The sequence below is a fragment of the Rhizobium sp. Root1212 genome (assembly GCF_001424985.1).
In the GTDB taxonomy this organism is placed as follows: Bacteria; Pseudomonadota; Alphaproteobacteria; order Rhizobiales; family Rhizobiaceae; genus Pararhizobium.
Genome location: NZ_LMDA01000023.1, coordinates 60,104 through 78,964, shown reverse-complemented (window position 1 = coordinate 78,964; position 18,861 = coordinate 60,104). Strand labels below are relative to the sequence as shown.

General features: G+C 64.3%; 18 protein-coding genes. 10 read left to right on the top strand and 8 right to left on the bottom strand.

The features are described from left to right. The first annotated feature begins 347 nt into the window (after positions 1-347). From ASC86_RS18490 to mnhG, 6 genes are read left to right on the top strand one after another with little or no spacing between them, the layout of a single operon-like run. Positions 348-3,257: a monovalent cation/H+ antiporter subunit A gene (locus ASC86_RS18490; protein ID WP_056324529.1), complete on the top strand. Its 2,910-nt coding sequence runs from the start codon at positions 348-350 to the stop codon at positions 3,255-3,257. Beyond that, positions 3,257-3,592: a Na+/H+ antiporter subunit C gene (locus ASC86_RS18485; protein ID WP_056324526.1), complete on the top strand. Its 336-nt coding sequence runs from the start codon at positions 3,257-3,259 to the stop codon at positions 3,590-3,592. The genes ASC86_RS18490 and ASC86_RS18485 overlap by 1 nt, the downstream gene beginning before the upstream one ends. Further along, positions 3,573-5,210: a monovalent cation/H+ antiporter subunit D gene (locus tag ASC86_RS18480; RefSeq protein WP_056324523.1), complete on the top strand. Its 1,638-nt coding sequence runs from the start codon at positions 3,573-3,575 to the stop codon at positions 5,208-5,210. The genes ASC86_RS18485 and ASC86_RS18480 overlap by 20 nt, the downstream gene beginning before the upstream one ends. A gap of 4 nt (positions 5,211-5,214) precedes the next feature. Beyond that, positions 5,215-5,703: a Na+/H+ antiporter subunit E gene (locus ASC86_RS18475; protein ID WP_056324520.1), complete on the top strand. Its 489-nt coding sequence runs from the start codon at positions 5,215-5,217 to the stop codon at positions 5,701-5,703. Then, on the top strand, positions 5,700-5,981 hold the full coding sequence (locus tag ASC86_RS18470) for a K+/H+ antiporter subunit F (RefSeq protein ID WP_056324515.1): 282 nt from the start codon (positions 5,700-5,702) through the stop codon (positions 5,979-5,981). The genes ASC86_RS18475 and ASC86_RS18470 overlap by 4 nt, the downstream gene beginning before the upstream one ends. Next, a complete protein-coding gene (gene mnhG, locus ASC86_RS18465; protein ID WP_056324512.1) occupies positions 5,978-6,367 on the top strand; it encodes a monovalent cation/H(+) antiporter subunit G in 390 nt (129 codons plus the stop codon). Before ASC86_RS18470 ends, mnhG begins: the two co-directional genes overlap by 4 nt. Here mnhG and cobM read toward each other — a convergent pair. Then, entirely contained in the window at positions 6,364-7,128 is a 765-nt protein-coding gene (gene cobM, locus ASC86_RS18460; RefSeq protein WP_056324509.1) for a precorrin-4 C(11)-methyltransferase, read from the bottom strand. The two genes, mnhG and cobM, sit on opposite strands and share 4 nt — an antisense overlap. Before the next feature lie 32 nt (positions 7,129-7,160). Then, positions 7,161-8,393, bottom strand: coding sequence for a bifunctional cobalt-precorrin-7 (C(5))-methyltransferase/cobalt-precorrin-6B (C(15))-methyltransferase (locus tag ASC86_RS18455; protein WP_056324506.1), 1,233 nt, complete (start codon positions 8,391-8,393; stop codon positions 7,161-7,163). Here ASC86_RS18455 and ASC86_RS18450 point away from each other — a divergent pair. Next, a complete protein-coding gene (locus ASC86_RS18450; protein WP_056324503.1) occupies positions 8,392-9,162 on the top strand; it encodes a cobalt-precorrin-6A reductase in 771 nt (256 codons plus the stop codon). The genes ASC86_RS18455 and ASC86_RS18450 overlap by 2 nt on opposite strands. Here ASC86_RS18450 and ASC86_RS18445 read toward each other — a convergent pair. The 5 genes from ASC86_RS18445 to cobF all read right to left on the bottom strand — a co-directional run bounded on the left by ASC86_RS18445 (position 9,126) and on the right by cobF (position 13,487). Beyond that, the gene (locus tag ASC86_RS18445; protein WP_056324499.1) at positions 9,126-9,890 is read right to left on the bottom strand and encodes a precorrin-3B C(17)-methyltransferase; all 765 of its coding nucleotides are present in this window, start codon (positions 9,888-9,890) and stop codon (positions 9,126-9,128) included. The two genes, ASC86_RS18450 and ASC86_RS18445, sit on opposite strands and share 37 nt — an antisense overlap. Further along, the gene (locus ASC86_RS18440; protein ID WP_056324496.1) at positions 9,887-10,618 is read right to left on the bottom strand and encodes a precorrin-2 C(20)-methyltransferase; all 732 of its coding nucleotides are present in this window, start codon (positions 10,616-10,618) and stop codon (positions 9,887-9,889) included. Before ASC86_RS18440 ends, ASC86_RS18445 begins: the two co-directional genes overlap by 4 nt. Beyond that, entirely contained in the window at positions 10,615-11,247 is a 633-nt protein-coding gene (locus tag ASC86_RS18435; protein ID WP_056324493.1) for a precorrin-8X methylmutase, read from the bottom strand. Before ASC86_RS18435 ends, ASC86_RS18440 begins: the two co-directional genes overlap by 4 nt. A 2-nt stretch (positions 11,248-11,249) precedes the next feature. Then, positions 11,250-12,641, bottom strand: a complete 1,392-nt coding sequence (cobG, locus tag ASC86_RS18430) for a precorrin-3B synthase (RefSeq protein ID WP_280136988.1) — start codon at positions 12,639-12,641, stop codon at positions 11,250-11,252. A gap of 75 nt (positions 12,642-12,716) precedes the next feature. Continuing rightward, the gene (gene cobF, locus ASC86_RS18425; protein ID WP_056324490.1) at positions 12,717-13,487 is read right to left on the bottom strand and encodes a precorrin-6A synthase (deacetylating); all 771 of its coding nucleotides are present in this window, start codon (positions 13,485-13,487) and stop codon (positions 12,717-12,719) included. Positions 13,488-13,895: 408 nt separating this feature from the next. Here cobF and ASC86_RS18420 point away from each other — a divergent pair, with 408 nt between their 5' ends. The 3 genes from ASC86_RS18420 (at position 13,896) to ASC86_RS18410 (ending at position 18,154) form a co-directional block, all read left to right on the top strand. After that, entirely contained in the window at positions 13,896-15,662 is a 1,767-nt protein-coding gene (locus ASC86_RS18420) for a type I secretion system permease/ATPase (protein WP_056324485.1), read from the top strand. 1 nt (position 15,663) lies between these two features. Beyond that, positions 15,664-16,971 carry an HlyD family type I secretion periplasmic adaptor subunit gene (locus ASC86_RS18415; RefSeq protein ID WP_056324482.1) on the top strand — a complete coding sequence of 436 codons (1,308 nt, stop codon included), beginning with the start codon at positions 15,664-15,666 and terminating at the stop codon, positions 16,969-16,971. 250 nt (positions 16,972-17,221) lie between these two features. Continuing rightward, positions 17,222-18,154 (top strand): DMT family transporter, encoded by a 933-nt coding sequence (locus ASC86_RS18410; RefSeq protein ID WP_056324479.1) that lies wholly within the window; start codon positions 17,222-17,224, stop codon positions 18,152-18,154. Here ASC86_RS18410 and ung read toward each other — a convergent pair. Then, the gene (ung, locus tag ASC86_RS18405; protein WP_056325152.1) at positions 18,115-18,804 is read right to left on the bottom strand and encodes a uracil-DNA glycosylase; all 690 of its coding nucleotides are present in this window, start codon (positions 18,802-18,804) and stop codon (positions 18,115-18,117) included. The genes ASC86_RS18410 and ung overlap by 40 nt on opposite strands. Positions 18,805-18,861 lie beyond the last annotated feature (57 nt).

Below are 18,861 nucleotides of genomic sequence, written 5' to 3'. Positions count from 1 at the left end.
GGAACGAATTGCCGCAGATGGGGAGAAATATCGTCCCGGCGGGTTGGCAGGCCGGCCGAAAGCAGACATAAAACAGCATGCCTTCTTCGGGAAGCGTTCGCCCGGCCTCGATGCCGGCACGCCGAAAACGACCGAGCAGAAGATGCCGGAAGCGGTTCTGAACCGTGCGACTGCCTCCCGCCGGGAGCGAGCAGTCCGATCCGGCAAACAGGCAGGCTCCACTGCCGGCCCGGTTTCGTGTCATCGCCTCCCGCCCCGGCACCGCGCGGCTTGCCTTCCCGCAGGGGTTGCAGCCGTGTCCCGCAGTTCGAACGATCGAGGAAAGACCGATAGAGACCACGCAAACCTTGCTGCTGAGCCTCATCCTGGCCCCCTTCTTGGGAAGCCTGCTCGCGATTTCCATTCCGAGCGGCAAAGGCACGGTCGCAGCCTGGCTCGCAGGCGCCGTCGCCCTCTTCTGCCTGGCGATTTCGGCCGGCCTCTATCCCGTGATCTCCGGCGGCCATGTTCTGCGCTACGACCTTGCCTGGATGCCCGAGCTTGGCCTGAACTTCACGCTGCGCATGGATGGCTTTGCCTGGATGTTTTCAAGCCTGGTGACGGCGATCGGCCTGCTGGTCGTCGTCTACGCCCGCTATTACATGGCCGCCAGCGATCCTGTTCCGCGCTTCTTCTCGCTGTTTCTCGCCTTTATGGGCGCGATGCTCGGCGTCGTGCTCTCCGGCAACCTCATTCTGCTTGCCGTCTTCTGGGAGCTGACCAGCATCATCTCGTTCCTGCTGATCGGCTACTGGTATCACAATGCCGCCGCCCGCGACGGCGCGCGCATGGCACTGACCGTCACCGGCACCGGCGGGCTCTGCATGTTCGTCGGTCTTATGCTGATCGGCCATGTCGTCGGCAGCTACGATCTCGATACGGTGCTCAACTCCGGCAACGTCATCCGCGAACATCCGCTCTATACGACGATTCTCGTGTTGATCCTCATGGGCGCCTTGACGAAGAGTGCCCAGTTTCCCTTCCATTTCTGGCTGCCGCACGCCATGGCCGCGCCGACGCCGGTCTCGGCCTATCTGCATTCCGCAACGCTGGTGAAGGCCGGTGTCTTCCTCTTGATCCGCCTCTGGCCGGTGATGGCCGGCACCGATGCCTGGTTCTGGATCGTCGGGCTCGCGGGCTTGAGCACCCTTTTGCTCGGCGCCTATTTCGCCATCTTCCAGCAGGACCTGAAGGGTCTCCTCGCCTACTCCACCATCAGCCATCTCGGCCTGATCACGGTACTGCTCAGCCTCGGCAGCCCGCTTGCCGCGGTCGCCGCGATCTTCCACACCATGAACCACGCGACCTTCAAGGCCTCGCTGTTCATGGCGGCCGGCATCATCGACCACGAAACCGGCACCCGCGACATGCGGCGGCTCAGCGGCCTCTTCCGCTACATGCCGTTCACCGCAACACTTGCCATGGTCGCCAGCGCCTCGATGGCCGGCGTGCCGCTGCTCAACGGCTTCCTGTCGAAGGAAATGTTCTTCGCCGAGGCGATCGAGACCCACAAATACAATGCGCTGGACACGCTGACCCCCTATGTGGCGACGCTCGCCAGCATGTTTTCGGTCACCTATTCGCTGCGCTTCATCCACAGCGTCTTCTTCGGCCCGCCGGCGACGGATCTGCCGAAATCCCCGCACGAGCCGCCGCACTGGATGCGTGCGCCGATCGAATTCCTCGTGCTCGCCTGCCTCGTTGTCGGCATCGTGCCGGGCTATACCATCGGCCCCTTTCTGCATACGGCCGTACAATCCGTGCTCGGAGAGGCTACCCCGACCTACAGCCTCGCCGTCTGGCATGGCTGGAACCTACCGCTGTTCATGAGCCTTATCGCCCTTGTCGGCGGTGTCGTGCTGTTCCTGCTGATGAAGAATTACCTCGCCACCAGCGTCGAAGGCCCGCCGCTCTTCCGCCGGCTGGAAGGCCAGCGCATCTTCGAGCGCGTGCTCGTGACCCTGTCATGGAAATGGGCGCGCTGGATCGAGATGCGGGTCGGCACCCGCCGGCTGCAGCCGCAGATGCGTGTGCTTGTGTCCGTGGCGCTCGCCGCCGGCGCCCTGCCGCTGCTGCTCAACGGCTTTGCCCCGGCCGATATCGTCCTGCGCTCCATCGACCCTATCCTCGCTTTGCTCTGGCTGATCGGCATGATCTGCGCCATCGGCGCCGCCTACCAGGCGAAATTCCACCGGCTCGCCGCCCTTGTGCTGCTCGGCGGTGCGGGCCTGACCACCTGCCTCACCTTCGTCTGGCTGTCGGCCCCCGACCTCGCCGTCACCCAGCTGCTGGTCGAGATCGTCACCACCGTCCTCATCCTGCTTGGCCTGCGCTGGCTGCCGAAGCGCATCGAGCGCCACGACGATCACGACGTCATGACCATGCCGGTCAGGCTAAGACGTGTGCGCGACTTCCTGCTCGCCATCTTTTGCGGCGTCGGCATGATGCTCATTTCCTACACGGTCATGACCCGCTCGCTGCCCGAGACCATTTCCAGCTATTTCCTCGAGCGTGCCTATAGCGAAGGCGGCGGCACCAATGTCGTCAACGTCATCCTCGTCGATTTCCGTGGCTTCGATACGCTGGGAGAAATCGCCGTGCTCTGCATCGTGGCGCTGACCGTCTTTGCACTTCTCCTGCGCTTCCGTCCGGCCACGGAGAGCTTGGAGACGCCGCAACAGCAACAGGTGCAGAACGCCTTCGACGACAAGCACCCGGATCGCGCCAAGGGCGACAGCATCGCCGAATATCTCTTCGTTCCCTCCGTCATCATGCGCTGGATGTTCCCGGCCATCGGCCTCTTTGCCGCCTTCCTGTTCTTCCGCGGCCATGACCTGCCGGGCGGCGGTTTCGCGGCTGGCATCACCATGTCGATCGCCTTCATCCTGCAATATATGTCCGGTGGCACTCGCTGGGTGGAGGAGCGGCTGCGCATCCATCCGCTACGCTGGATGAGCATTGGCCTGATCGTCGCGACCGCCACCGGCCTCGGCTCCTGGCTGTTCGGCTATCCATTCCTGACATCCCATGCGCAATATGCCGATCTGCCGCTGATCGGAAAAATGCCGCTCGCCAGCGCCATCCTCTTCGATCTCGGCGTCTTCTCGCTGGTACTCGGCGCGACCGTGCTGATCCTGATCGCCCTTGCCCACCAGTCGCTGCGTGCACCGCGCGCACAGATGCGGGCCGCCCGTGCGGCCGCAAAGGAGAGCAACTGATGGAACTCGTGCTCTCCGTCGCTATCGGCGTGCTCACCGCATCGGGCGTCTGGCTGCTCTTCCGGCCACGGACCTATCAGGTCGTCATCGGCCTTTCGCTGCTGTCCTATGCCGTCAATCTCTTCATCTTCGGCATGGGACGCCTGCGCCTCAACGCCCCGCCCGTTCTCGAACAAGGCGGAACCGGCGGGTTGCTTACCCATACCGACCCCATTCCGCAGGCGCTGGTGTTGACGGCGATCGTCATCGGCTTTGCGATGACCGCCCTGTTTCTCGTCGTTCTTCTGGCCTCGCGCGGCCTGACGGGCACGGACCATGTCGATGGCCGGGAGTGATCCGATGAACTGGCTCTCCCATCTCATCATCCTGCCGATTCTCGTACCGCTCCTTACCGGCGCTGCGATCATTCCGATCGACGAACGCGAACGCACGATGAAGGGCATCATCGCCTTCTGCGCGACAGCGGTCGTCTTCATCATCTCCCTCATACTGATGCGCATGGCGGCGTCCTTCGACGACGCCCAGGCCGGCGCGGGCGTTTACCTGCTCGGCAACTGGCCGGCGCCCTTCGGCATCGTGCTGGTGCTCGACCGGCTTTCCGCACTGATGCTCGTGCTCACCGGCTTCCTCGCCCTTTCCGCCCAGGTTTTCGCCATGGCGCGCTGGCAAAAGGCGGGCTCGCACTTCCATTCGCTGTTCCAATTGATGCTGGCCGGTCTCAACGGCGCATTCCTCACCGGCGATCTCTTCAATCTCTTCGTCTTCTTCGAGATGATGCTGGCCGCCTCCTACGGCCTGCTGTTGCACGGCTCCGGCCCGCTGCGCGTCAAGGCGGGCCTGCATTATATCGCCGTCAACCTCGTGGCCTCCTCGCTCTTCCTGATCGGCGTCAGCCTGATCTATGGGGCGACCGGCACGCTCAACATGGCCGACCTTGCCCTGCGCATCGCAGTCGTCAGTGGCGAAAACCGCATGCTGATGGAGGCGGGCGCGGCCGTGCTCGGCATCGCCTTCCTCGTCAAGGCCGGCATGTGGCCGCTCGGCTTCTGGTTGCCCGGCGCCTATTCCGCCGCGACGCCGCCGGTCGCCGCGATCTTCGCCATCCTCACCAAGGTCGGCGTCTATATTCTCCTGCGCCTGTCGCTGCTGTTCTTCAGCGCCGATGCCGGGGCTTCCGCCGGCTTCGGGCAGACGGTGCTACTCTATGGCGGCATGGTCACCATCGCCTTCGGGGCGATCGGCGTACTCGCCTCCCAGGCCATGGGCCGGCTTGCCGGCTATTGTGTCATGGTCTCCTCCGGCACCATGCTCGCCGCCATCGGCATCGGCGGCATCGATGTCATCGGCGGCGCGCTGTTCTACCTGGTCAGCTCGACGCTGACGATCTGCGCCTTCTTCCTGCTGATCGAGCTTGTCGAGCGCGCCCGCGATGCCGGCGCCGACGTTCTCGCCGTCACCATGGAAGCCTATGGCGATGCCGACGAGGATGAGGAGGAAAAGGAAGAGGGCGTCGCCGTGCCCGGCACGCTCGCCGTGCTCGGCCTCTGCTTCTGCATCTGCGCGATGCTGCTCTCCGGCCTGCCGCCGCTTTCCGGCTTCCTCGCCAAGTTCGCGATCCTGCACGGCCTGTTCGACCCGGAAGCGGGCGCAAGCACCGCCGCCACCGGCGCGCAATGGACCTATGTGGCGCTGCTGATCCTCTCCGGCCTCGCCGCCATGATCGCCATGAACCGCATCGGCATCCGTACCTTCTGGAACTCGATCGAAGGCACCATCCCGCGTGTCTACCTGATCGAGATCATGCCCGTGCTGGTCTTGCTCTCCGCCTGCCTGTTCCTCAGCTTTCAGGCCGGCCCGACCATGCGCTTCATGGACGCGACGGCGGAATTTCTTTCGAAGCCGCAGAATTATACCGGCCGCGTGATGTCGGCCCCGCAGATCGGCAAGGAGTAAGCCTATGCGCGTCTGGCTTCCCTATCCACTCCTGTTCCTCGGCCTGCTCATCGTCTGGCTGCTCATCAATCAGTCGCTGTCGCCGGGCCAGATCGTTCTCGGCGCGATCCTTTCGGCGCTGCTCGTCTGGATCATGGGCAACCTGCAGCCGCACAAATCGACGCTGCGCCGTGCCGGTCTGTTGTTGCCTCTTGCCGGCCACATTGCCGTCGACGTCTTCCGCTCCAATCTGGCCGTCATGAAGGTGATCCTCAAAGCCGGCCGCCATCCCGCCAATTCCGGCTTCCTGACGATGAAGATCGAACTGGAGGACGAGAACGCGCTCGCCATGCTCGCCTGCATCCTGACGGCGACGCCGGGCACCGCCTGGCTGGAACACGACCGGCAGACCAAGCTTCTGACGCTCCACGTGCTCGACCTCGAAAACGAGCAATACTGGATCGACCTGATCACAAGGCGCTACGTGACGCCGCTGAAGGAGATTTTCGGATGAGCGAACTGCTGATCATCTGGGCGATCCTCGTCTCGCAGATCCTCCTGTCGCTCGCCATGGGCTGCGCACTCTACCGCATGGCGCGCGGCCCCCGCGCACAGGATCGCATCCTCGGCCTCGACGCGCTTTACATCATCGCCATGCTGCTGCTCGTCACCTTCGGCATCCGCACGGCCAACACCATCTATTTCGAGTCGGCGCTGATCATCGCCCTTCTCGGCTTCGTCTCGTCCATCGCTTTTGCCAAATTCCTGATGCGCGGCGAGGTGATCGAATGAGCCATGTCACTGATCTGCCCATCTGGGCGGCCGCGCTCGTCTGCCTGCTGCTGCTCGCTGGCTCGGCGATGACCCTGATCGGCGCGCTCGGCCTGTTGAAGCTCGACAGCTTCTACAGCCGCCTGCACGCCCCGACGCTTGCCGCAAGCGGCGGCGTGCTGCTCATCAGCCTCGCCTCGATGATCTGCTTTGCCGTGCTGCAGAGCCGCTGGATTTTCCACGAAGTCCTGATCGTATCCTTCGTGGTGCTCACCACGCCCGTTACCCTGATGATGCTGGGCCAGTCGGCGCTCTACCGCGACCGTTTCGAGGGCGAGCACGACGTCCCCTCGAAACCGAGCGGTGAGCCGGTCGATCCCGACCTCGACAACGGCGCTGACGTTTAAAACCCGTCGCGCCCCCTGAATCGCCGCTGATAGGCGGGGTCGTAAAGCGAGCTTTCCCGGAAATCGCTGGATGCCAGCGAATGTCCGACGAAGATCAGGGCCGTCCGTTCGATCGGATCGGCTGCGACCTTGGCCGCGATATCGCTGAGCGTGCCGCGCAGGATGCGCTCATCCGGCCATGACGCCTTGACGACGATCGCCACCGGGCAATCCGCCCCATAAAGCGGCGTCAGTTCCTCAACCACCTGATCCAGCGCATGGATCGCCAGATGAATGGCCAGCGTCGCCCCCGTCGCACCGAAACCGGCAAGCGTCTCGGCATTCGGCATCGGCGAGGCGCGGCCGGAGACGCGGGTCAGCACGAGGCTCTGGGCGACGGCCGGAATGGTCAGTTCCCGTCCAAGTGCACTGGCCGCCGCAGCGAAGGACGGCACGCCGGGCGTCATCGTATAGTCGATGCCACGCGCCTCCAGCCGCCTAATCTGCTCCGCTACTGCGCTCCAGACCGAGAGATCGCCCGAATGCAGCCGCGCCACATCCTCGCCGGCCTCAGCCGCACGCACATATTCCGCCTCGATCTCATCCAGCGACATCGGCGCGGTATCGATAATGCGCGCCCCTTCCGGGCAATATTGCAGCAGTTCCGGCGAAACGATCGAGCCCGCATAGAGGCAGACCGGGCAGCGCGCGATGAGATCGCGTCCGCGCACCGTTATGAGATCTGCCGCGCCTGGACCGGCGCCGATGAAGTGCACTGTCATGATCGTTCCTCTCCGCCGGGGCGGTCCTTATCTCAAACGGGCTTCACCCAAGTCCATTGCGTCACCGGCATCGCCGGCTTCCACCCCGTCATGCTGCCGACAGGGCTAGCGCGGGCAATTTCGATGCGGGTCAGGCTGCCACCCAGCTTAGACTGACAGGCAAGCAGCAGCACCTCCATCTCCGTCGTGACGGCATTGGCAACCAGCCGCCCGCCGAGACGAAGGGCGGAAAGTGCCGCTTCCATCACCCCGTCCTCACTACCCCCACCACCGATGAAGATCGCGTCCGGCATCGGCAAACCTTCGAGCGCTGCTGGCGCCGCGCCCTCGACGACCCGCAAATCCGGCACGCCAAAACGGGCCGCATTGCGCGAAATCCGCGCTGCCCTTTCCGGCGAAGCCTCAATGGCAATCGCCCGCATCGCCGGATCGCAGAGCATCCATTCGATCGAGATCGAACCCGATCCGCCGCCGATATCCCACAGCAACTCTCCCCGGCGCGGCGCCAGCGCCGATAGCGTCACCGCCCGAATTTCGCGCTTGGTGATCTGCCCGTCATGCTCGAAGAGCCCGTCATCCAGCCCCGATGCCAAGGTCAACACCCGTGCATCCTGATCCGCCTGAATCTCGATTGCGCAGACGTTCAGAGGATCGATGCCGCTGATCGCAAAAGCGGAAGCCACAACGCTCGTCACCCGCTCCCGCTCGCCGCCCAGCGCCTCCAGCACCGTCAGCCGCGAAGCGCCAAAACCCTCTTCCGTCAAAAGCTGCGCCAGAGCCTCAGGCCCCTTCTCATCCGAGGTCAGCGCAATCACCAGCGATCCCGGCTGCAGATGCGGGCGGATGAGATCGAGCGGCCGTCCATGCAGCGAAACGGTCACCACATCCTGCAATGCCCAGCCCATGCGCGATGCGGCAAGGCTGAAAGCGGAGGGCGCCGGAATGACCCGCATCTCCTCCTGGCCGATCCGCCGGCCAAGCGTAACCCCGACACCGAAAAAGAAGGGATCTCCAGAAGCAAGCACCACGACCGGCGTGCCGCGCAGTGCAGCAACCTCCTCCACCGACCGCTCGAACGGGCTTAGCCAGAAACGGCTCTCGCCGGCAATCGCCGCTTCTGCCAAAGCAATATGCCGCTTGCCGCCGAAGACGACGACCGCCGATGCAATCGCCCGCTTGGCCTCGTCGCCGAGACCGGCTAGACCATCCTCGCCGATGCCGATAATCGTCAACCAACGCCCGTCCGAGGATGTCGTTTCAGCCATGCGCAAGCCCCATATTCTGATCCTTGGCGGCACAACGGAATCCCGCCGTCTGGCCGGGAAACTGGCCGAAAGAGGCGACCTCGACATCACCCTGTCGCTCGCCGGCCGCACAGAAACACCGATGGCGCAGCCCGTCCCCGTCCGCAGCGGCGGCTTCGGCGGCCCGGAAGGGCTGGCTGCCTATCTCCGCAACCACGCCATCGACCTGATGATTGACGCCACCCATCCATTCGCCGCCCGCATCTCGGCCAATGCCGCCGAAGCCTCCGGCCTTACCGGCACGCCGCTCGTCGCGCTTCGCCGCCCCGCCTGGGAGCGCCAGCAGGGCGACCGCTGGACCAGCGTCGCCACCATGACCGAAGCCGCAGCCGCTCTTGGCGAAACGCCGAAGCGCGTCTTCCTCGCCATCGGCCGGCAGGAAGCCTTTCATTTCGAATGCGCCCCGCAGCACCATTATCTCGTGCGCAGCGTCGATCCGGTCACCCCGCCGCTCGCCGTGCCGGATGTCCGCTACATCCTCTCCGCCGGCCCCTTCGCCGAAGCGGACGAATACAGTCTGCTCACCGAAAACCGTATCGACATCATCGTCGCCAAAAACAGCGGCGGCGATGCCACCCATGGCAAGATCGCCGCTGCGCGCCGTCTCGGCCTGCCGGTGATCATGGTCGAGCGCCGGCCGACGCCCGATGTGCAGGCGGTCGGGACCGTGGCGGAAGCGCTCTTGGCCGTCGATCACATCCTCTCCCCGGCGATGAAACGCGGCGTATAGACCAGCGGCGACTGGCTAGGACGCTCGATCACCCGCGTCTCCGGCGAGCCGATGATGACGCAAGTCGCCATATCGGCCTTCGCGGCATCCGCATCCCCAAGCGGCATGATCTGCATGCGCTCATCAGGCCGCCCCGCAGCACGCCCGAAAATCACCGGCGTCTCGGCCGGAAGAACCTCCCGCAACAGGACAAAAGCCTCCCCGAGCTGCCACGGCCGCGCTTTGCTGATCGGGTTATAGAGCGCAATCACCATGCCGGCCTCGGCCATCAGCCGCAGGCGTCGGGTGATGACATCCCAGGGCTTCAGATTGTCGGACAGCGAGATCGCGCAGAAATCATGCCCGAGCGGCGCGCCGACGCGGGCTGCCACCGCCAGCATCGCCGTCACCCCCGGCAAGATGGTGAGATCGATCGCCCGCCATTCGTCCGGCCCGGCATCGATTGCCTCGCAGACAGCCGCCGCCATGGCGAACACACCAGGATCGCCACCGGAAACGACGCAGACCTTGCGGCCCGACGCCGCCAGTTCCAGCGCCGCGCGGGCGCGGTCCAGTTCCTCGCGATTGTCGGAAGCGATGTGGTTCTGATCAGGCCTGAGCGACAGCCGGTCGAGATAGGGGCCGTAACCCAGAAAATCGTCGGACGCTTCCACCACTGCCCGCGTTTCCGGGGTCATCTGCTGCGCGCCGCCCGGCCCGGTGCCGATGACGTAAAGCTTGCCGCTCATGGCTTGTCCTTCCAGCCGGGCACCAGCACCAGCGAGAAATACGGCGCCTCGTCATTCTCCTTTTCGGCAAGCCGCGTCAGCGCCGAATTCGCCATCGTGCCGCGCTCGACATAAAGCGCCTGCTCCAGCCGCCCGGCCTTGGCAAGGGCGCGGCGAATCTTCGGCAGGTTGCGACCGACCTTCATGATCACGGCCGCTTCGGTATCGACAAGCCTGCGGCCAAGCTCGGCTTCCGCCATCGTGCCGGGCAGGACGGACAAAACGTCATCTCCCTGCACGATCGGCACGCCCGCCAGCGACCAGCAGCCGGACATCGCGGTGATGCCCGGAATGACCTCGGCCTTAAACCGCCCGGCAAGCCGCACATGCAGGTGCATGTAGGAGCCGTAAAACAACGGATCGCCTTCGCTCAGCACCGCAACCGTGCGCCCGGCGTCCAGATGCTCCGCAACCGCCCGCGCCGAAGCGTCATAGAAGGCAGTGATGCTGGATTTGTAATCGTCGTGATCCTTGTCGATCTCGACCGTCACCGGATAGTAGAGCGGCAATTCGACGATGCCGGGTTTCACCAGCCCGTCGACGATCGCCCGCCCGTTGCCGCGCCGGCCTTCCTTGGCGAAATAGGCGAGCACATCGGCGCGCTCCAGCGCCTTCACCGCCTTCACGGTCAAGAGTTCCGGATCGCCCGGACCCGTCCCGACCCCGATCAGCCGCCCCGCCGCGCTCACAGGCCCGGCCTCGCGAGCGAATTCAGCGCCGCCGCCGTCATGGCGCTGCCGCCAAGGCGTCCGCGGACGATGGCATAGGGCACGCCATAGGAATTTTCCGCCAGTGCATCCTTGGATTCAGCCGCCCCGACGAAGCCGACCGGCATGCCGATGATCGCAGCAGGCTTCGGCGCGCCATCGCGCAGAAGCTCCAGAAGATAGAACAGCGCCGTCGGCGCATTGCCGATCGCCACGACCGAACCGGCAAGCTTCGGCAGCCAGAGCTTCATCGCTGCTGCCGAACGGGTATTGCCGATGTCGCGCGCGATCTCCGGCACTTCCGGTTCGCGCAGCGTGCAGATCACTTCGTTGTCGGCCGGAAGCCGGGCGCGCGTCACGCCCTGCGCCACCATGAAGGCATCGCAGAAGATCGGAGCACCGGCCTTCAACGCATCGCGCGCCGCGTCGACAAAGCCTTCAGAAAACTCGAAATGCCGGGCCGCGTCCACCAGGCCGCAGGCATGCACCATGCGCACCGCCAGATCGGCTTCGTCTTCGGAGAAGCGCGAAAGATCGGCCTCGCTGCGAATGATGGCAAAGGAACGTTCGTAGATGGCGTTCCCATCCCGGATATAATCGTATTCAGGCATCTCTATTCCTGTTGGACCGCGGCGATAATACGGGTCGCGCCGAGCCGTGTTAGGCAGGCGCGCGCCGATTCGCCAGCGTGTTTCTCGTTCCGCACCAACGCATCGAGATGCGAAAGCGCGGGCGCGAGCTTATCCTCGCCGATGTAGACGCTTGGGACGGCGGAAGCAGCCCCATTTACGACAAGCCCATAGCCTGTTGGCGCACCGGCAAGCGTCAACGCCGCAGCGGCCGGATGGGCGCATCCCTTGGCGCAGCCGGAGACGTGAACCGCAAGCGACCCGTCAAGTAACGCGGGCGCATGGGCCATCAGCTGTCGCGCCGTCCCCTTGGTATCGATCATGGAGGAAGCACAGGCTCCCCGACCGGCGCAAACGGCGATATGATGGCTCTTGTCATCCGGGTCCGGCCGCAGTCCCCATCGCGCCGCACAGTCGGAAAACGCCTCTGCATCCTTCAACGTCAGGCCCAGGACCAGCAGGGCATGGTCCGGCGCAAGCCGATACTCCACCGCACCAAGCGCCCTCGTCTCCTCGACGAAAGCAATCAGGCTTTCAGCCTCGATCTGTCCGAAGGCAAGCGCCGCGCCCAGCACGACGCGGCCGGAGCCGAGCCGATGCACCCCGGCGGGATGCCTTTGCGAAACAGCCGCCCCGCCTTCGTCTTTCAGTGCAACAGCAAGGTCACGCCCCCGCGCCATCGGCCCAAGCGCCGAGAGTTGCCGCAACAGGTCCATCACGACGCCGACCACCGCATCCGCCGGCAACAGCGTAACCACCGTCGCCGTCCGCGCATCCCCGGCCAGAGCCAGCCGCCACAAAACCTTTTCGTCCCGTACCTCCGCCATCAGCCGGATATCGGCGACAACACCGCCGAGACCGAGACAGCCGCCGCCATCGACAATGATCGAAAGCTTCGGCGCCAGAATGAGCGGCGGCAAGGCGGCCTCGACCGTGGATCGCAGTTCTGCCGCAAGCGGCAGCGGATTGCAGATTTCCGTGGGGTCGTATCCCACAAGCGGCGGGGTTTCGATCGCAAGCCCCTGCACAGGGACAATACCGGCCTCGGCAATCGCCTGCGCCAGGGGACCGACGGTATCGGGAGAAAGCCCCCTGATCTGCACATTGCCGCGTGCAGTAATGTCGAGAATGCCGTTGCCATGCCTCCGCGCCGCCCTGGCAAGCGCGATCATCTCATCCGGCGAAAGGCCGGGCGTGGCCGGCCGCAGGCGCACGAGCAGCCCGTCGCCCGTCTGCATCGGCCGCGACAGCGTCGGACAGGCCCCGCGACGGCGATCGGCGAGCACGATGGAGGCTGCACCGCCCGCCTGCGATCCCTCTTTTGCGCTCACTCTCTCCACGTCCATCCAGCTCCCGGCGGCGTCTTCAGCACCCATAAGGCCATCCTAGCCGACCGGCAAACCCGCCGCCATCCCGCAAAACGAAGCAAAAGGACGCAGACGATGCAGAGCCTATTCGTCGAAATCCGCGCCCGAGCGCATCAGGTAGATATCCATGATCCAGCCATGCCGCGCCCGCGCCTCGGCGCGGGTTCTGGCGATCTCGTCGCGCACCTGATGCAGCGGGCCGGAAAGGACGATCTCGTGCTCCGTGCCGAGATAAGCGCCCCAGTAAATCCAGACCTCGGGATCGTCGACCTTCAGGAAGGCCTGCTCGCCGTCGAGCATGATGACCTTGGTGCGGCCCTTCTTTATGACGCTTTCCAAAAGCCGCCGTCCGGTGGTGATCTCCACCGGTTTTCCAACCAGATTGAGCGGAATCCGATGCGCTGCCGTCAGTGCCTGCAGGCTGGTTATGCCGGGAACCACAGAAAAATCGAAAGAAATATGACCACGCGCTTTCACCCGCTCGATGATGCGGATCGTGCTGTCGTACAGCATCGGATCGCCCCAGACGAGAAAGGCCGCCTTGCCGTTTTCCGGCACCTCGTTTTCGAGCAATTCCTCATAGATTTCAGCGATCGTCGCATGCCAGTCGTCGACGCTGCGGTCATAGGTCCGGTCGCGGGTTTCACGCACAGGCACGTCGAATTCGACGACGCGGATTCCGTCGCGTGTCACGTAGCGATCGATGATATCGCGGCGTATATTAGCGAGGTCTGCCTTGTTCTCGCCTTTCTTAGGCAAGAAAAGCGCCTCCGCACAGTTCAACGCATTGATCGCCTGGATCGTAATATGTTCAGGATTGCCGGCACCGATGCCGACGATCAGAATGTGCCTCATGGAAATCTCCACCAACTCCATCGTTGTTTGGAGGATCAGCCGGAGAGATGCAAGCCACCCCGTAACCCGGTGACCACCGTATGGTCCGATGGGCGTAAGTGGAAATACCAAGTGATGATGGCCAGACAATTCGATTCCTGTTTTATTCAAAATAAAACATGGAAAAAACCAGACATCTCCACCGCGAGACCGGCCGGAACACGTTTGAACTATGGAAAAGCTTGATTTGCGGAAGGAAAGATAGGCAAATCAGCGAAAGCAGGGGCTGCAGAATTGCCGCCGGTCTACAATTGTCGTCGAAACCTGACGCCCTGTTTCAAGGGTAACAGGTGACGGAGCGGCAAGCTTCTACCAATAAACTCGCATTGAGTAAGGCAGGCCAACGGCCTCACAGCGACGAGCGGACGAATGACATTATCCCAGAACCAGCGCGCCTCCGAACCTGTACAGGCGCTTAGAAACTGCAAAACCGCCTTTATCGGCGTCGGCATCGCCAGCGCGCTGGTGAATGTGCTCTATCTCACCGGCTCCTTCTTCATGCTCGAGGTCTATGACCGCGTTCTGCCGAGCCGCAGCATCCCGACGCTGATCGCGCTTTGCATCCTCGCCCTCCTGCTCTACGCCTTCCAGGGGGCCTTCGAGATGATGCGCGGCCGCATGCTGGTGCGCATTGCCGGCGCCCTCGATGAGGCCATGAGCGCCCGCATCTACCGCGCCATCGTCCAGGCGCCGCTGAAGATCAGGACGCAGGGCGACGGCCTGCAGGCGCTGCGCGATTTCGATCAGGTGCGCGCCTTCCTCTCCGGCAGCGGCCCGGCCGCCTTCTTCGATCTGCCCTGGCTGCCGTTCTACATCCTGATCTGCTTCCTGTTCCATCCGATCATCGGCATCGTTTCGATCGTCGGCTCGCTGATCCTGATCGCGCTGACCTTCCTCACCAACCGCGGCACCCAGGCGCCCTCCAAGCGCGCCGCCGAAGCCGGCAACCTGCGCAACGCCTTCGCCCAGTCTTCGCAGCGCAATGCCGAAGTCATGCAGGCCATGGGCATGCTCGGCCGCATGTCGGTCAAGTGGGACGAACGCAACGCCACCTATCGCGAGGAAAACCGCATCACCTCGGATGTCGGCAACGGCTACGGCGCCGTCTCGAAGGTCTTCCGCATGGCGCTGCAGTCGGGCGTTCTGGCAACCGGCGCCGTGCTGGTCATCGAAGGCCTGGCCTCCCCCGGCATCATCATCGCCGGCTCGATCCTGACAGCCCGTGCGCTTGCTCCGGTCGAGCTTGCCATCGGCAACTGGCGCGGCTTCGTCGCCGCCCGCCAGAGCTGGGCCCGCCTCAACGAACTCCTGAAGGTCCTGCCCGAGCGCGACGCGCCGCTGGAACTGCCGGCTCCGCGCGAACGCCTGACGGCCGAAGGCCTGGCCGGCGGCCCGCCCGGCGCCCAGCGCCTGACGTTTGCGGATGTGAATTTCACCCTCCGCGCCGGCAGCGCGCTTGGCGTCATCGGCCCGAGCGCATCGGGAAAGTCGTCGCTTGCCCGCGCCCTGATCGGCATCTGGCCCGCTTTCCGTGGCTCGGCGCGTCTTGATGGCGCGGCGCTCGACCAGTGGGATAGCGACCGCCTCGGCCGCCATATCGGCTACCTGCCGCAGGATGTCGAGCTTTTCGCCGGCACCGTCGCGCAGAACATCGCCCGCTTCGAGGAAGACGCCTCGTCGGATGCCGTCGTCGCCGCTGCCCGCGCGGCCCGCGTCAACGACCTGATCCTCAAGTTGCCGAACGGCTACGAGACCGAAATCGGCGATGGCGGCGCCAATCTTTCCGCCGGCCAGCGCCAGCGCGTGGCTCTCGCCCGTGCGCTCTACGGAGAGCCCTTCCTCGTCGTTCTCGACGAGCCGAACTCGAACCTCGATGCCGAAGGCGAGCAGGCGCTGAGCGAAGCGATCGTCAGTGTCCGCCAGCGTGGCGGCATCGTCATCGTCATCGCCCACCGGCCGAGCGCGCTTGCCGCCGCCGACATGGTGCTGATGATGAGCGAAGGCCGCATGCAGGCCTTTGGTCCCAAGGAAGAAGTGCTGGCGAAGATCCTGCGCCAGGAGAACCGCACCCCGCAAGTGGCAGGGGCGGCGAACCTGAAGGTCGTCGGTGAAGGACAGGATAACGCACGTGACTGACATGCAGCAGAAACCCGTAAATTCCCGCCGCTCGCTCGCCCGTCACATGACGGCCGTGCTGGTCCTTTCCACCGCTCTCGTCGTCGGCATCGGCGGCTGGGCGGCAACGACGGAGCTTTCCAGCGCCATCGTTGCCGGCGGCACCGTCGTCGTCGAAAACAACGTCAAGAAGATCCAGCATCTGACGGGCGGCATCGTCGGCGAACTCCTGGTCAAGGAAGGCGACCGCGTCGAAGCCGGCCAGGTTCTGATCCGGCTCGACGGCACGACCGTCCGCGCAAACCTCTCGATCGTGCAGAACACGCTGGCGCAGCTCTATGCCCGCCGCGCCCGCCTGCTTGCCGAACAGACCGATGCGACGAGCTTCAAGATTCCTGAGGACCTGTCAAAGCTCACCACCGGCAATGCCGCCGACGTTCTGGAAGACGGCGAGCGCAAGCTCTTCGTCAGCCGTGTCAACGCCCTTGCCGGCATGAAGAGCCAGCTCGCCTCCCGCAAGGAACAGCTCGCCGACGAGACCGAGGGCCTGACCGTGCAGCTCGGCGCCATCGACGATGCGCTGAAGCTGATCGCCGAGGAACTGACCGGCCTTGAAAAGCTCTATAAGGACGGCCTCGTCTCGATGCAGCGCGTGACGACGCTGAAGCGCGAACGCGCCCAGCTCGAAGGCGACCGCGGCGCCCGCATCGCGGCCCGCGCTCAGGCCGCCGGCAAGTCGAGCGAAATCGACCTGCAGATCCTGCAGTTGGGTGAAGACCGCCGCACCGAGATTGCCAAGGACCTGACGGACGTCGAAGCCAAGATTTCCGAATACGAGGACCGGCAGGTCGCCGCCGTCGACCAGTTGAAGCGCCTCGACATCCGCGCACCGCTGGCCGGCCGCGTCTACCAGCTGGCGGTGCACACCGTGAACGGTGTCATCAACCCCGGCGAAGTGCTGATGCTGGTGGTGCCGGAGGCAGATAACCTGACGGTGGAAGCCAAGGTCGCGCCCCACGATATCGACCAGATCCGCGTCGGCCAGCCGACCGAACTGGTGTTCAGCGCCTTCAACCAGCGCACCACGCCCGTCGTCGACGGCGAGGTCGTGACGATCGCGCCGGACCTCGTGACCGACCAGCGTACCGGCGTCAGCTACTATCCGCTGCGCGTGCGCCCGAAGCCTGAAAGCCTGAAGAAACTCAAGGGCCTGACGCTCTATCCGGGCATGCCGGCCGAGGTCTTCATGAAGATCGCCGACCGGACGGTGATTTCCTACCTCGCCAAGCCGCTGACAGAGCAGATGCGGCGAACCTTCCGCGAGGATTGAGCCAGGGACGTCCCACAAGGTGGGAACCGTCCAGGTGCGCTCCGTCGTCCCCTCTCCCCGCCTGCGGGGAGAGGACTAGGGTGAGGGGCAAAGCCTCGATTGCCGAAAATGCCGAGGGTTCGCCCCCTCATCCGCCCTTCGGGCACCTTCTCCCCGCAGGCGGGGAGAAGGCACAACCCGCAAGCTCTTTCCATCCCCATCCAAAAATACCGGTAGCCTCCGCATCATCAGCGGGTTAGGACTGCCTATCATGTCCTCCAAGCGCACCGGCTATATCTTCGTCCTTCTGGCGATCACCATCTTCTCCATTCAGGATGCCATCTCGAAATATCTGGGCAGCATCTATCCGCCCGTCCTGATCACGATGATCCGCTACTGGGCCTTCGCGATCTTCGCGCTCGCCTTTGCCGCGCGCGCGCCGGGTGGGCTCAAGGCGGCCTTTCGCACCCGCCGGCCGGTGCTGCAGATTTTGCGGGGCGTTCTTCTTGCCGGACAGATCGTCGTCGTCATCACGTCCTTCGCCACGGTCGGCCTTGCCCATTCACAGGCGATCTTCGCCTCCGGCCCGATCTTCGTCGCGCTTTTGTCGATGCCGATCCTCGGCGAGCGGGTGGGCTGGCGGCGCTGGACGGCGATCGCCGTCGGGCTGCTTGGCGTTCTGCTGATCCTGAAGCCGGATGGCACCCATTTCGACCTGAACGTGCTGATCCCCATGGCCTCGGCGCTGGTTTTCGCCTTCTATGTCATCGCCACGCGGCTGGTCAGCCGCGACGACACCTCCGTCACCAGTTTCCTCTATACGGGCGTGGCCGGCATGGTGGCGATCAGCCTCGTCGGCCCCTTCTACTGGACGCCGCTTGCCCCGCACGACTGGTTCTGGATGGGCCTGCTCTGCATCACCGGCACGACCAGCCATTTCAGCCTGATCAAGGCCTATGAATATCTGGATGCCTCGGAAGTGCAGCCGCTGACCTATCTGCAGCTGGTCTATGCCTCGGCCATCGGCGTGACGATCTTCGGGGAAACCCTGAACCTCAATATGATCGTGGGCTCGGCGATCGTCGTCGCCGCCGGCATCTTCACCGTCTGGCGCGAGACCGTCGTCGCTCGGCGTAACGCCAGGGCCGCCGCCTCTGTCGCAGATCAGGGATTGTCCGGCAAGGCCCAGTCGATCGGCGCGTAGCCCTTGGAAACGAGGAAATCATTCGCCTGCGAAAAGGGCCGGCTGCCGAAAAAGCCGTTATGGGCTGAAAGCGGCGAAGGATGTGCCGAGCGCAGCACCAGATGCCGGTTGCGATCGACAAAGGCCGCCTTCTTCTGGGCGTAGGAGCCCCACAGGATAAACACCACCGGATGCGGCTGCTCGTTCACCGCGCGGATGATGGCATCGGTAAAGCGCTCCCAGCCCTTGCCCTGATGGGAGGCCGCCATCGAGCGCTCCACCGTCAAAACGCTGTTGAGCAGCAGCACGCCCTGCTGCGCCCAATGCTCCAGAAAACCATGGGGTGCCGGCTGGATGCCGAGATCCTCCCGAAGTTCCTTGAAGATATTGACGAGCGACGGCGGCACCCGCACGCCCGGCCGCACACTGAAGGACAGCCCGTGTGCCTGCCCCTCGCCATGGTAGGGGTCCTGCCCCAGGATCACCACACGCACCTTGTCGAGCGGGGTCAGGTCGAGTGCGCGAAAATATTCCGAGCCGCGCGGAAAGATCGCCTTGCCCAGCGCCCTCTGTTCCTGGAGGAAGGATTTCAGGCTGGCCATATAGGGCTGGGAAAACTCCCCGGCGAGCGCCGCCTTCCAGCTTTCCTCCAGCTTCACGCCCGTCTGCATGCCGTCACCCATCCTGAAAATCCGGTTCAAGTTTAGTGCCGACCCGCGCGGTGGCAA